The 14,085-nt window shown below is 61.3% G+C and carries 7 protein-coding genes; 2 read left to right on the top strand and 5 right to left on the bottom strand.

What is annotated here, in order from left to right:
• The first annotated feature begins 32 nt into the window (after window positions 1-32).
• On the top strand, window positions 33-1,373 hold the full coding sequence (creD, locus tag CYD26_RS06965) for a cell envelope integrity protein CreD (RefSeq protein ID WP_102052205.1): 1,341 nt from the start codon (window positions 33-35) through the stop codon (window positions 1,371-1,373).
• A gap of 580 nt (window positions 1,374-1,953) precedes the next feature.
• Here the strand turns inward: creD and CYD26_RS06960 are convergent.
• The 5 genes from CYD26_RS06960 to aceE all read right to left on the bottom strand — a co-directional run bounded on the left by CYD26_RS06960 (window position 1,954) and on the right by aceE (window position 10,670).
• The gene (locus CYD26_RS06960; protein ID WP_102052204.1) at window positions 1,954-2,586 is read right to left on the bottom strand and encodes a glutathione S-transferase; all 633 of its coding nucleotides are present in this window, start codon (window positions 2,584-2,586) and stop codon (window positions 1,954-1,956) included.
• A 9-nt stretch (window positions 2,587-2,595) separates the two neighbouring features.
• Window positions 2,596-3,258, bottom strand: a complete 663-nt coding sequence (gene msrA / locus CYD26_RS06955) for a peptide-methionine (S)-S-oxide reductase MsrA (protein WP_102052203.1) — start codon at window positions 3,256-3,258, stop codon at window positions 2,596-2,598.
• Between the two features lie 88 nt (window positions 3,259-3,346).
• Window positions 3,347-6,040, bottom strand: coding sequence for a bifunctional diguanylate cyclase/phosphodiesterase (locus tag CYD26_RS06950; RefSeq protein ID WP_065760767.1), 2,694 nt, complete (start codon window positions 6,038-6,040; stop codon window positions 3,347-3,349).
• A 339-nt stretch (window positions 6,041-6,379) separates the two neighbouring features.
• Entirely contained in the window at window positions 6,380-8,011 is a 1,632-nt protein-coding gene (gene aceF, locus CYD26_RS06945; RefSeq protein WP_099776041.1) for a dihydrolipoyllysine-residue acetyltransferase, read from the bottom strand.
• Window positions 8,012-8,024: 13 nt separating this feature from the next.
• On the bottom strand, window positions 8,025-10,670 hold the full coding sequence (aceE, locus tag CYD26_RS06940; RefSeq protein ID WP_065760764.1) for a pyruvate dehydrogenase (acetyl-transferring), homodimeric type: 2,646 nt from the start codon (window positions 10,668-10,670) through the stop codon (window positions 8,025-8,027).
• A 386-nt stretch (window positions 10,671-11,056) separates the two neighbouring features.
• Between aceE and glnE the strand changes: the two genes are divergently transcribed.
• A complete protein-coding gene (gene glnE / locus CYD26_RS06935; RefSeq protein ID WP_102052202.1) occupies window positions 11,057-13,987 on the top strand; it encodes a bifunctional [glutamate--ammonia ligase]-adenylyl-L-tyrosine phosphorylase/[glutamate--ammonia-ligase] adenylyltransferase in 2,931 nt (976 codons plus the stop codon).
• Window positions 13,988-14,085 lie beyond the last annotated feature (98 nt).

Below are 14,085 nucleotides of genomic sequence, written 5' to 3'. Positions count from 1 at the left end.
CACTCTGTGGCATCGAAACCGGAGCCTTGAGCATGAACCGAAACCTAAGCCTGAAACTGGGCGCTATCGCCTTTTTGATTGTGTTGTTGCTGGTACCGTTGCTGATGATTGGTGGGCTGATCCAGGAGCGCCAGTCGCTGCGCGACGGCGTGGTGCAGGACATTGCCCAGAGCTCCAGCTTCAGCCAGACGCTCAGCGGCCCATTGCTGGTGGTGCCGTACCGCAAGATTGAGCGGCAGTGGAAAACCCCGGAAGGGGGTGGCGCACTCTATCAGGACGTGAAAACCGTCAACGGCCACTTGTATTTCCTGCCGGAGACCTTCGATCTGAACGCCAGGATCGACACTGAGCTGCGTTCACGCGGCATCTACGAAGCGCGCCTGTACCACGCCGAAAACCGCATCAACGGCCAGTTCCAGATTCCGGTGAAGCTGGGTTTAGGCAATGATTTTGAGGACTACACCTTCGATGCACCGTTCCTGGCTGTGGCGATCAGCGACATCCGCGGCATCGAGAAAGGCCTGAAGCTGGACCTGAACGGCCAGTCGATGGATTTCCAGCCGGGCACGGGCCTGAGCTGGTTGGGTGCCGGGGTGCATGTGGCACTGCCCGCGCTGGACAGCCGCAACGAGACCGTTCTGGATTACGCCTTTGATGTCAGCCTGCAAGGTACCGGGAAACTGCAAGTCTTGCCGGTGGGGCGTAGCAGCAATGTGACCATGGCGGCCAATTGGCCTCACCCCAGTTTTGTCGGTAACTACCTGCCGAGCAGTCGCCTGATCGACAGCCAGAGCTTCACTGCCAATTGGAAGACCTCGTTCTTCTCCACCAACATGGAAGACGCCTTGAGCCAGTGTGTGAACAACGAGTCTTGCCTGGAGTTCAAGGAACGCGCCTTTGGCGTGAGCTTTATCGACCCGGTGGATCAGTACCTCAAGAGTGAGCGGGCGATCAAATATGCGTTGTTGTTCATTGCCCTGACCTTTGCCGGCTTCTTCCTCTTCGAAGTGTTGAAAAGCCTCAGTGTTCACCCGATCCAGTACTTGCTGGTGGGTGTTGCCCTGGCGTTTTTCTACCTGCTGTTGCTGTCGCTGTCCGAGCACGTGGGCTTCGGCCCGGCCTATGCGATTTCGGCCAGTGCTTGCGTGTTGCTGATTGGTTTCTACCTGAGTCATGTGTTGCACAGCCTGGGCCGAGCGCTGAGCTTCAGCGGTGGCCTGGCGGTACTGTACGGCATGCTCTATGGCTTGCTCAGCGCAGAGGACTACGCCTTGCTGATGGGATCGTTGCTGCTGTTCGGCCTGCTGGGTGTATTCATGATCCTGACCCGGCGCCTGGACTGGTACCGGGTAGGGCAGGGCAAGCTGCAATGAGCGGTTTACGCGAGGAGCGTTGTGCCGGGGCGGCGCTGGCGATAAATATCGCCAGGCTGTTCAGCCCTTGTTGGAGCTGGCTTGCCTGCGATGGGATCGGCGCGGTGTCCGTGAGTTCGCGGCGTTTGCATCGCGGGCAAGCCCGGCTCCTACAGGCTGGCGCGGGATCTGTTGGAGCAGGCTTGCCTGCGATGGGATCGGTGGGGGGCCCGTGAGTTCGCGGTGTTTGCATCGCGGGCAAGCCCGGCTCCTACAGGCTGGCGCGGGCTCTGTTGGAGCTGGCTTGCCTGCGATGGCGTCGGTGGTGTGCCCGTGAGTTCGCGGTGTTTGCATCGTGGGCAAGCCCGGCTCCTACAGGCTGGCGCGGGATCTGTTGGAGCTGGCTTGCCTGCGATGGCGTCGGTGGGGTGCCCGTGAGTGCGCGGCGTCTGCATCGCGGGCAAGCCCGGCTCCTACCGGCTGGCGTGGGCTTTGTTGGAGCTGGCTTGCCTGCGATGGCGTCGGTGGGGTGCCCGTGAGTTCGCGGTGTTTGCATCGCGGGCAAGCCCGGCTCCCACAGGTATCGCGGGCAGGCCGCCGATCAGGCCTTGGGTGGTTCAGTGGCCTGGAGTGATGGCCGCTGGCTGACGTCAGCGTACCAGGCCGCCAGTTTAGGTTGAGCACTGCGCCAGCCGAACTGTGGCATGCGCAGGTCGAGGTAACCCAAGGCACAGGCGACACCAATGGCTGCGACGTCGAATGCCGCGCTGAGTTCAGCGATGTGCGCCTGTTCCAGTTGGGCCAGGCCGCGCCGGATCTTCTCCTGTTGTGCATCGACCCAGGCATCCCAGCGCTTTTCTTCCGGACGCAGGAAGGTCTCGTAGCGGGTCAGCACGGCTGCCTCGGCAATTGCGTCAGCCAGTGAGGCAACGGTCAGGCGCTGCCAGCGTGCGGAGCCCTCACGTGGGATCAGTGGGTTGCCGACATGCTGCAGGTCGAGGTACTCGAAGATCACCCGGCTGTCATGCAGCACCGAGCCGTCCGCCAGGCGCAGGGCCGGGATTTTCCCGGCCGGGTTGCCTTGGTTCAGCGTCGCGTCGGGCTGGGTCGGGCTGATGTTGACGCTCTGCAGCGCGACCCGGTCCAGTTGCCCGGTTTCGTGCAGCAAGACCATGATCTTGCGGACGAACGGCGAGAACGGCGAGTAAAACAGCGTCATGCTCGGTGCGGACATGTCAGTTCCTCAGTTGTTTTGCAGGCTGGGCGGCATGCAGATGCCTGTACCGCCGATGCCGCAGTAGCCATTCGGGTTCTTGGCCAGGTACTGCTGGTGGTAGGCTTCGGCGAAGTACACGATCGAGTGCTCGGCGATTTCAGTGGTGATGGTGCCCCGACCGGCCTTGGTCAGTTCGGCCTGGTACACGTGCTTGCTGGCCAGGGCCTGTTCCAGCTGGCTAGGGGTGGTGGTATAGATCACCGAGCGATACTGCGTGCCAATGTCATTGCCCTGGCGCATCCCCTGTGTTGGGTCATGCAGCTCCCAGAACATCGTTAGCAGTTCCTGGTAGCTGACCTTTTCCGGCTCATAGACAACCAGCACCACTTCAGCGTGGCCGGTCAGGCCAGAGCAGACTTCCTCGTAGGTCGGGTTCGGTGTGACGCCACCCGCGTAACCTACCACTGTGCTGACCACGCCTTCGCGTTGCCAGAAACGGCGTTCTGCCCCCCAGAAGCAACCCAGGCCGAAAATGGCGAATTCCACATTGCCCGTGAACGGCCCCAGCAGTGGATTGCCGTTGACGAAGTGATACTCGGGTAAGGTCACGTGTTGTTCGCGGCCCGGCAGGGCCTGCTTTTCAGTCGGTAGCGTGCTTTTGTTTGTCAGGATTTCAGAGCGCAAGACCATGAACCCACTCCTCTATGTCAGATGGGACGGCCGCGAGGCGGCGTCGATAAGGCTTAGACCTGTAGTGTGCCCGAGTGTTACACGGCTGTCAGGCGATTGGGCCGCGTGGGTAGCGCTTGAGTTTATCCAGCAGCTCGTGGCCGGAGATGGGCCGGTCAAACAGGTAACCCTGGCCGACATCGCAACGGTGCCTGCGCAGAAATGCCAATTGCTCAGCGGTCTCGATGCCTTCGGCAACCACCTTGAGCTTGAGGTTGTGGGCCATGGCGACCACGGCTGAGGTGATCTCCATGTCGTCCTGGTTGTCGGGAATTTCGTTGATGAAGCTGCGGTCGATCTTGATGATGTCGATCGGGAACTTCTTCAGGTAGCTCAGTGACGAGTAGCCGGTGCCGAAGTCGTCCATGGCCAGGGTCAGGCCCAACTGCTTGAGCTCGTCGAGTTGGCGGTGAGTGTCTTCGGTGGCTTCAAGCAACAGGCCTTCGGTCAACTCCAGTTCCAGGAGGTGCGGCGGCAGGGCTTCCTCTTTGAGGATTTTGGCAATCGAGGCGACCAGGTCCGGGTCGGAGAACTGCTTGGGTGACAGGTTGATGGCCACTTGCAGGTTGCCCAGGCCTTCGCTTGCCAGCTCCTGGCTCATGCGGCAGGCCTGACGGGCGATCCACTTGCCGATTGGAATGATCAGGCCGGTTTCTTCGGCGACGCTGATGAACTGGTCTGGGCGAATCATGCCCTTTTCCGGATGGTTCCAGCGCAGCAGCGCCTCCATGCCCAGCAGGCGACCGCTGCGCAGGCAGACCTTAGGCTGGTAGAACACTTCCAGTTCGTTCTGGGTCAGCGCCCGGCGCAGGTTGTTCTCGACAAACAGTTTGTAGCTGGCTTCGGCGTTGAGCGCTTCGGTGAAGACCTGGACCTGATGCTTGCCGTTGGCTTTGGCCTTGTGCAGCGCAAGCCCGGCATTCTTCATCAGGGTTTGCGGGTCGCGCCCGTGCAGCGGTGCGCAGGCCAGGCCGACCGAGGCGGTGACGTTGATCAACTGGTTATCGACAAACAGTGGCTTGTCGAGGGTCTTGAGCAACTGTTGCGCAACCTGCTGGCCACCCTCCATGTCGGTATCGTCGAGCAGTACGGCAAATTCGTTACTGGCAAACCGCGCCAGGCTGCCACCGGGGCTCAGGCTGTTGCGCAGGCGTCGTGCCAGGCTGATCAGCAGTTTGTCGCCGGTCTGATGGCCAAGGCTGTCATTGATCCGCTTGAAGTTGTCGATGTCCACCAGCAACAGGCTGATCTTGCGGTCGCTGTCGCAGTTAAATCGCTCGTCCAGGTTTCGGATAAATGAGGGCCGGTTGCCCAGGGTGGTCAGGTTGTCGGTGTAGGCCAGGCGTTCGATACGCTGTTGGGCCAGCTTGGTTTGGGTGATGTCTTCGTAGATGCCGATGTAGTGGGTCAGTTCGCGGTTATCGCCATAGACCTTGGAGATCGACAACTGTCCCCAGTACGGCTCGAGGTTCTTGCGCCGGCTTTTGAACTCGCCTTGCCAACTGTTGTTCATGGCCAGGCTGGAGGGCGCATCGAAGAGCAGGTCGTTGAGGTTTTCCAGGGCCGGCAGCTCTGACAGGCGGTGGCCATGGACCTCTTCGGCGCTGTACTGGGTGATCGCCGTGAAGCTTGGGTTTACGTACTCGACCACGCCATCGCGGTTGACCAGCAGGAAGGCGTTGGCGCTTTGCTCCACGGCGCGCTGGAACAGGTGCAGTGCACTGGTGGCCGTGCGGCGGTTGTGGTTGTTGATGACCTGGGCGAACTGATCGGCCAGCTCGCCAGCAAAGGCGAGTTCGTCCGACTGCCAGGTACGTGTCGAGCCTCTATGTTCCAGGCACAGCACACCGACCACCTGCCCGTCGATGCGGATACTGGCATCGAGCATGGCGCTGATGTTGTGTTGGCGCAGGTGATCAACCAGCTCGCGGGTGCGCGGATCGTGGTTGGCATTGTGGGCGTCGATGGCACGGCTGGTGTGCAGGGCTTCCAGGTAGTTGGGAAACTGGCTGGCGTCGAACGCTTCGGGCAGGCGGTATTCCTGGGTATCGCGGTAGTAGGCCGAGATAGGCTCCAGGCGCTGGTCTTCCAGGTTCCAGATGCTTGCGCAGTCGACCTTGTAGATCTCGCAGGCGCTGCGGGTGATCAGTTCGGCGGCCTCCTGCAGCGAGTTGCCGGCGCTGTAACGCTGTCGTGCCAGGCGCAGGATCAGGTCCTGCTGGGCGCGCACCCGCTCCAGATGCTCGAGCTGTTCCTGTTGCGCTTGCTGGTTGAGTTGCAGGGCGATCTGCAGGCGGTTGTTACGGGTTTCCAGTTCGCTGGGCGAAAGCTCTGGGCTATCGCCAGGCTGCCCGTCGATTACCAGCAAGTAGCCGCGCAACAGGTGCCGATTGTGCTGTTTGTACGCTTCGCCAACTTCCAGCAGGTGCAGCGGCCCTACGCTTGTGTGCAGCGTGTAGCGCACCAAGTAATGGTTGCGCTGGCTCAGTTGCAGCTCAATGGCGTCGTGCAGTTTGTAGCGCGCCTCAGGCTCCATCAGGCTCGCGTAAGGCGACCCGATCAGGGCGCAGAGGTCGACGGCAGGCATGCCGAACTGGCGTTCGCAGCTCGGGTCGAGAAACAGCATGGCCCAACTGGCTTCATTCAGCCGCTCGAAACGCAGCATGCCGAGCCGCGAAGGCACGGGCAATTGCGTTACTACCTCGGCCACCATACGGCTGGCGGCATCGGGTTGGCTTTTCATGGAGAGCTCGCTTCAAAGGTACGAATGCGCAGTGGCCTGGAACTCGTGGAAAAATGCGTGCCGCAAGGTTGCATCATGCCGTGCTGGCTGACAAGCGCAACACGTGGTTACGACTTTTCAGGTTATCGGCCGTATCGACAGTTTCTGAAGCGAGGGGGCGTTGGGGCGAGGGGCATGGGGGCTGTGGCCTGGACAGCTCTACGAGCACTCGGCCATTACGGCTGCAACACACAAGTAACAGGCAAAAAAAGCCCCGCCAAATTGGCGGGGTTGAGGTACGAGCGTGGCAGCTCGAAAAAGGGTCTGTCTCCCCCGGCAGAGGGAGACAGGGTGTAGCGATTACAGCAGCATGGTGCGGATGTCGGCCAGCAGGTCGCTCAGACGCTTGGTGAAGCGTGCTGCTGCGGCGCCGTTGATCACGCGGTGATCGTAGGACAGCGACAGCGGCAGCATCAGCTTCGGCTGGAAGGCTTTGCCATCCCAGACTGGCTGGATGGTGGCCTTGGAGACACCGAGGATCGCCACTTCCGGCGCGTTGACGATCGGCGTGAAGCCGGTGCCGCCAATGTGTCCGAGGCTGGAGATGGTGAAGCAGGCGCCCTGCATGTCATCAGCCGAGAGCTTCTTGGTCCTGGCTTTTTCAGCCAGGGCCGCAGCCTCACCAGCCAGTTGCAGCAGGCTCTTCTGGTCGACGTTCTTGATGACCGGAACCAGCAGACCATCCGGGGTGTCCACGGCGAAGCCGATGTTCACGTATTTCTTGCGCAGGATGGCCTTGCCGCTTGGTGCCAGCGAGCTGTTGAAGTCTGGCAGTTCCTTGAGCAGGTGTGCACAGGCTTTGAGCAGCAGTGGCAGCACGGTCAGCTTGACGCCCGCTTTCTCGGCGACGGCTTTCTGCGCAACGCGGAAGGCTTCCAGTTCGGTGATGTCGGCCGAGTCGAACTGGGTAACATGAGGCACGTTCAGCCAGCTGCGGTGCAGGTTGGTGGCACCAACCTGCATCAGGCGCGTCATCGCCACTTCCTCGACTTCGCCGAAACGGCTGAAGTCGACTTCCGGGATCGGCGGGATGCCTGCACCACCGGTTGCACCGGCGGCAGGCGCTTCCTTGGCCTTCTGCATCATGGCCTTGACGTACGCCTGCACGTCTTCCTTGAGGACACGACCGTGCGGGCCGCTGGCCGAAACAGCGTTCAGCTCGACGCCGAATTCGCGGGCCAGTTGACGCACGGCAGGGCCGGCGTGAACCTTGGCGCCGTTGTTGGCAGCCGGAGCGGCGACAGGTGCCACCTCGACCTTGGCCGCCGCTGCTGGCGCTGCAGCAGGTGCTGCAGCTGGAGCCGCTTCGGCCTTGGCGGGTGCTGCGGCCGGTGCCGGGGCGGCAGCCGCAGCTGCGCCTGCAACCTTCAGCTTCAGGATCAGGTCGCCAGTGCCGACTTCGTCGTCCAGCTTGGCGATGATCGCTTCGACCACGCCAGCTGCAGGCGATGGAATCTCCATGCTTGCCTTGTCCGATTCCAGGGTGATCAGCGACTGGTCAGCTGTGACGCTGTCGCCGACCTTGACCAGTACTTCGATGATCTTGGCCTTGCCCGAGGAGCCGATGTCTGGAACATGGATGTCCTGAACAGTGGCCGCCGCAGGGGCAGCTGCTGGCGCGGCTGCGGCGACTGGCGCTGCAGCAGGTGCCGGGGCGGCTGCAGGTGCTGCGGCCGGAGCCTCAGGCGCCGCAGCGGCGCCCTCGACTTCCAGTTCCATCAGTTCGTCGCCTTCTTTCAGGCGATCACCCAGCTTGACCTTCAAGGCCTTGATCACGCCGGCTTTCGGAGCCGGGATCTCCATGGAGGCCTTGTCGGACTCCAGGGTCAGCAGGCTCTGGTCGGCTTCAATGCGGTCGCCAACTTTGACGAACAGCTCAATGATTTCACCTTCACCGCTGCCGATGTCAGGTACGCGAATGAGTTCGCTCACTTAGAAATACTCCTCAGCAGTCCAGTGGGTTGCGTTTTTCCGGGTCGATGCCGAAACGGGCGATGGCTTCAGCCACCACTTTCGGTTCGATATCGCCACGGTCGGCCAAGGCTTCCAGGGCAGCCAGCACTACGAAGTTGCGGTCGACTTCGAAGAAGTGACGCAGTTTCTTGCGGCTGTCGCTGCGACCGAAGCCATCGGTACCCAGGACTTTGAATTCTTTGCTCGGTACCCACTGACGAATCTGCTCGGCGAACAGTTTCATGTAGTCGGTGGAGGCAATGACCGGGCCCTTACGGCCAGCCAGGCACTCTTCGACGTAGGTAGTCTTCGGCTTCTGGCCAGGGTGCAGGCGGTTGCTGCGCTCTACGGCCAGGCCGTCGCGACGCAGTTCGTTGAAGCTAGTAACGCTCCAGACATCAGCGCCGACGTTGAACTCTTCACGCAGGATCTTCGCCGCTTCGCGGACTTCACGCAGGATGGTGCCGGAGCCCATCAGTTGAACGTGGTGCGCCGCTTCGCGGGTGTCTTCCTCGAGCAGGTACATGCCCTTGATGATGCCTTCCTCGACACCGGCCGGCATGGCTGGCTGGGTGTAGGCTTCGTTCATCACGGTGATGTAGTAGAAGATGTCCTGCTGCTCTTCCATCATCTGGCGCATGCCCTCGCGGATGATTACCGCCAGTTCATAGCCATAGGTCGGGTCGTAGGTGCGGCAGTTCGGGATGGTGCCAGCCAGCATGTGGCTGTGACCGTCTTCGTGCTGCAGGCCTTCGCCGTTGAGCGTGGTGCGACCGGCGGTACCGCCGATCAGGAAGCCACGGGTGCGGCTGTCGCCAGCGGCCCAGGCCAGGTCGCCGATACGTTGGAAGCCGAACATCGAGTAGAAGATGTAGAACGGCAGCATCGGCTGGTTGTGGCAGCTGTACGAGGTACCGGCAGCGATGAAGGAGGACATGGCGCCCGCTTCGTTGATGCCTTCCTCGAGGATCTGGCCCTTCTTGTCTTCGCGGTAGAACATCACCTGGTCTTTATCGACTGGCTCGTAGAGCTGGCCGACCGAGGAGTAGATGCCCAACTGACGGAACATGCCTTCCATACCGAAGGTACGGGCTTCGTCCGGGATGATCGGCACGATGCGCTGGCCGACTTCCTTGTCCTTGACCAGTTGCGCGAGGATCCGCACGAAGGCCATGGTGGTGGAGATTTCACGGTCGCCCGAGCCGTCCAGGATTGCCTTGAGGGTTTCCAGTGGCGGCGTCGGGATGCTGAAGCTCTTGGCGCGACGCTGAGGCACGAAGCCACCCAGGGCGGCACGGCGCTCACTCAGGTAACGGGCTTCGGCGCTGCCTTCTTCCGGTTTGAAGAACGGCAGGTTTTCCAGCTCGTCATCCTTGACCGGGATGTCGAAGCGGTCGCGGAACAGCCGCAGGCTGTCGATGTCGACCTTCTTGGTGTTGTGCGCGGTGTTCTTGGCTTCGCCTGCACCGGTACCGTAACCCTTGATGGTCTTGGCCAGGATGACAGTCGGCTGGTCTTTGTGGTTGACCGCCTGATGGTAGGCTGCATAGACCTTGTACGGGTCGTGGCCACCACGGTTGAGCTTCCAGATCTCGTCGTCGGACAGGTCTTCGACCATGGCCTTGAGTTCTGGGGTGTTGAAGAAGTGCTCACGGACGAACGCGCCGTCCTTGGCCTTGTAGTTCTGGTACTCGCCGTCGATGACTTCATCCATGCGGCGCTGCAGGATACCGTGGGTGTCCTTGGCCAGCAGTGGGTCCCAGAAACGGCCCCAGACGACTTTGTTGACGTTCCAGCCACCGCCACGGAACACGCCTTCGAGTTCCTGGATGATCTTGCCGTTGCCGCGAACCGGGCCGTCGAGGCGCTGCAGGTTGCAGTTGATGACGAAGATCAGGTTGTCCAGCTTCTCGCGGCCGGCCAGGGCGATTGCACCCAGGGATTCCGGCTCGTCGCACTCGCCGTCACCCATGAAGCACCAGACCTTCTGCTTGCCTTCAGGGATGTAGCCACGGCTTTCCAGGTACTTCATGAAGCGTGCCTGGTAGATCGCCTGGATTGGGCCCAGGCCCATCGAAACGGTCGGGAACTGCCAGAAGTCAGGCATCAGCCATGGGTGCGGGTACGACGACAGGCCATTGCCATCGACTTCCTGGCGGAAGTTGTTCATCTGATCTTCGCTGATGCGGCCTTCCATGAACGCGCGGGCGTAGACGCCCGGCGAGGCGTGGCCCTGGAAGAAGATCAGGTCGCCGCCGTGTTCATCGGTCGGGGCCTGGAAGAAGTAGTTGAAGCCAATGTCATACAGGGTGGCACTGGAGGCGAAGCTGGAGATGTGGCCGCCCAGATCCGAGTCTTTCAGGTTGGTACGCATTACCATGGCCAGCGCGTTCCAGCGCACCAGCGAGCGAATGCGGCGTTCCATGAACAGGTCGCCAGGCATGCGTGCTTCGTGGGTGACGGGAATGGTATTGCGGTATGGCGTGGTGATGGCATATGGCAGCTGCGAACCACTACGGGTTGCCAGCTCGCCCATACGGGTCATCAGGTAGTGAGCGCGGTCTTCGCCTTCTTTGTCGAGAACCGACTCCAGGGCGTCCAGCCATTCCTGGGTTTCGACGGGATCGAGGTCTTGCATGGCTTGCTCCAGGGCGGAAAGGCTACCAGAATCGGTGGCCTGAGTTTTTTGGCGCCTGGCCTTGTGGGCAGGCGACATGAATTCTTGGATTACCGGATAGGGTCCCGGCGCTGTGTAGTTTTACTACAAATCAATCGGCATTTCATGCTTTTGAGGCGAAATGATAGTAGTAAAACTACAGAAAAATGGCTCGTGGCCTCTGCTCGGGTTGTGGGAAAAATCGATACGGGTGGTAAAAGCTCCGTCATCAAAGGGTTTGCTGCGATGTTTTCTACCAAGAAATCGGTTTTTTCAGCTATTTATAACTTTTGTACGACAGTCTGTCCGAGGCCTTGTTTTACGTGCCTTGCAGCCCACCACTTTTTCACGCCGTTCAAGGATAGACCATGAGCTTGCCTTCGCTGGCCGAGTTGCCCGCTTCCTTCGCGCCGCTGGTCGAGCGCAATAAACAGTCGCTGCGCAGTGCGGTCGCAGACGCTGGCCTGCAACTGGACGACTGGAGCCCAGAACGCTGGCAGCAGTTTGACCGGGTTTGCGCGGCCAGTGACTTTGTCCTGCAACAGGTGCTGCGAGACCCGCAGATGCTCCTGGACCTGCTGGCCAGTGGCGAACTGGACCGCTCGTTCGCTGCCGGTGAGTTGTGCGCCCAGGTGGCTGCAGCGGCCCAGGCGGCCACGACGGAAGACGAGTTGGCGCGCAACCTGCGCCGACAGCGCACGCGCCAGCAGGTGCGGATCATATGGCGTGATCTGAATCGCCAGGCCGATCTGGTGCAGACGTGCCGTGACCTTTCCGACCTGGCCGATGCGGCCATCGATCAGGCCTATCAATGGCTGTACCCGCGTCAGTGCCAGCAGTTCGGCACACCCATCGGCCACCGTAGCGGCGAGCCGCAGCACATGGTGGTGCTTGGCATGGGCAAGCTCGGCGCGGTCGAGCTGAACCTGTCTTCGGATATCGACCTGATCTTCGCCTACCCGGAAGGCGGGGAAACCGAAGGGGTCAAACGTTCGCTGGATAATCAGGAGTTCTTTACCCGCCTTGGTCAACGCCTGATCAAGGCGCTGGACCCGGTCACCGTCGACGGTTTCGTATTCCGGGTCGACATGCGTTTGCGCCCTTATGGCTCGGCTGGCGCGCTGGTGCTCAGCTTCAATGCCCTTGAGCAGTACTACCAGGACCAGGGTCGAGACTGGGAACGCTACGCGATGATCAAGGCGCGGGTAGTGGCTGGCGATCAGACCACTGGCGCGCAGTTGCAGGAAATGCTGCGGCCATTCGTTTACCGGCGTTACCTGGACTTCTCGGCGATCGAAGCGCTGCGCACCATGAAGCAGTTGATCCAGCAGGAAGTCCGGCGCAAGGGCATGGCCGACAATATAAAGCTGGGGGCTGGCGGTATCCGCGAGGTCGAATTTATCGCCCAGGCGTTCCAGTTGATTCACGGCGGGCGTGACCTGAGCCTGCAGCAGCGGCCGCTGCTCAAGGTGCTGGCAACCCTTGAAGGGCAGGGCTACCTGCCGCCTGCGGTGGTTGCCGAACTGCGCGAGGGCTATGAGTTCCTGCGTTATACCGAGCATGCCATTCAGGCGATTGCCGACCGCCAGACACAAATGCTGCCTGACAGTGAGCTGGACCGTGCCCGGATCGCCTTTATGCTTGGCTTTGCCGACTGGGCGGCGTTCCATGAACAGTTGATGTACTGGCGTGGGCGCATCGACTGGCATTTCCGTCAGGTCATTGCCGACCCCGACGAGGACAGCGAAGCCGGTGAAGAGGTGGTCGGAGGCGAATGGCTGCCGTTGTGGGAAGAGGTACAGGATGAGGAGGCCGCCTGTCGTCAGTTGCAGGACGCCGGGTTTGTCGACGGGCCCAAGGCCCTGAAACAACTGGCTGGCCTGCGCGCGAGCCCACAGTTGCGTGCCATGCAACGCCTGGGTCGTGAGCGCCTGGATGCATTTATTCCACGCCTGCTGGCGCAAGCGGTGGAGCATGCTGATCCCGATCTGGTACTGGAGCGGGTATTGCCGCTCGTCGAGGCGGTGGCGCGGCGTTCCGCCTATCTGGTGCTACTGACTGAAAACCCAGGCGCCTTGCGGCGCTTGCTGACCCTCTGTGCCGCCAGCCCCTGGATTGCCGAGCAGATTGCGCGCTTCCCGCTGCTGCTTGATGAGCTGCTCAATGAAGGTCGCCTGTTCAGCCCGCCTCATGCGCCGGAGCTGGCTGCCGAGCTGCGTGAGCGGCTGACGCGTATTCCCGAGGATGACCTGGAGCAGCAGATGGAGGCGCTGCGGCACTTCAAACTGGCGCACAGCCTGCGTGTTGCTGCGTCGGAAATTGCCGGCAACCTGCCGTTGATGAAGGTCAGTGACTACCTGACCTGGTTGGCTGAAGCGATCCTCGATCAGGTGCTGGCCTTGGCCTGGCGCCAGACGGTGGCCCGTCATGGCCAGCCTAAACGCAGCGACGGTAGCCTGTGTGATCCGGGCTTCATTATTGTGGGCTACGGCAAGGTGGGCGGTATCGAGTTGGGCCACGGCTCGGACCTGGACCTGGTGTTTATCCATGACGGCGACCCACAAGCCGAAACCGACGGCGCCAAACCGATCGACAGCGCGCAGTTTTTCACGCGTCTGGGGCAACGGATCATCCACTTGCTGACCACTCAGACCAACTCCGGCCAGTTGTACGATGTCGACATGCGCTTGCGCCCGTCCGGCGCCTCGGGGTTGTTGGTCAGTTCGCTGGGCGCGTTCGAGCGTTATCAGCAGAACGAGGCCTGGACCTGGGAGCACCAAGCGCTGGTGCGTGCCCGTGTGCTGGTCGGGTGCCCGCAGGTCGGCGCAGCGTTCGAAGGCGTACGTGCCCGTATCCTCGGTCAGAGCCGCGACTTGGGTAAACTGCAGACCGAAGTGAGTGAGATGCGCGCCAAGATGCGCGACAACCTCGGGACCAAGGCGACGGCTGCCGGTACGGCGGCCAATGCCTATGACGCCGGTATGCCCTTCGATATCAAGCAGGACGCCGGTGGTATCGTCGATATCGAATTTATGGTGCAATACGCCGCTTTGGCCTGGTCTGACAAGCATCCGGCCTTGCTGCGTTACACCGATAACATCCGCATCCTTGAAGGGCTTGAGGAAGCCGGGCTGATGCCGGTCAGCGATGCGGTGCTGCTGCGTGAGGTCTACAAGGCATTCCGTTCGGCTGCACATCGCCAGGCCTTGCAGAAACAGGCCGGGGTCATCGATGCCGGGCAGTTCGTCAGCGAGCGGCGCGAGGTGCGGCGTATCTGGGCTGAGTTGGGTCTGAAGTGAGGGGTTCGAGCCGTTGATTCAGGCGATGGAAGGCCTGCTGCGACCACATGGCGTACACTGGTCGGATCAAGCCTGATTATAAAGAGGGGAGGCCAGGC

Origin of the sequence: Pseudomonas sp. FFUP_PS_473, assembly GCF_002858665.1 — a bacterium.
Classification (GTDB): domain Bacteria; phylum Pseudomonadota; class Gammaproteobacteria; order Pseudomonadales; family Pseudomonadaceae; genus Aquipseudomonas; species Aquipseudomonas defluvii.
The sequence above is the reverse complement of the archived record's forward strand: the minus strand, read 5'-3'. Positions and strand labels throughout refer to the sequence as shown.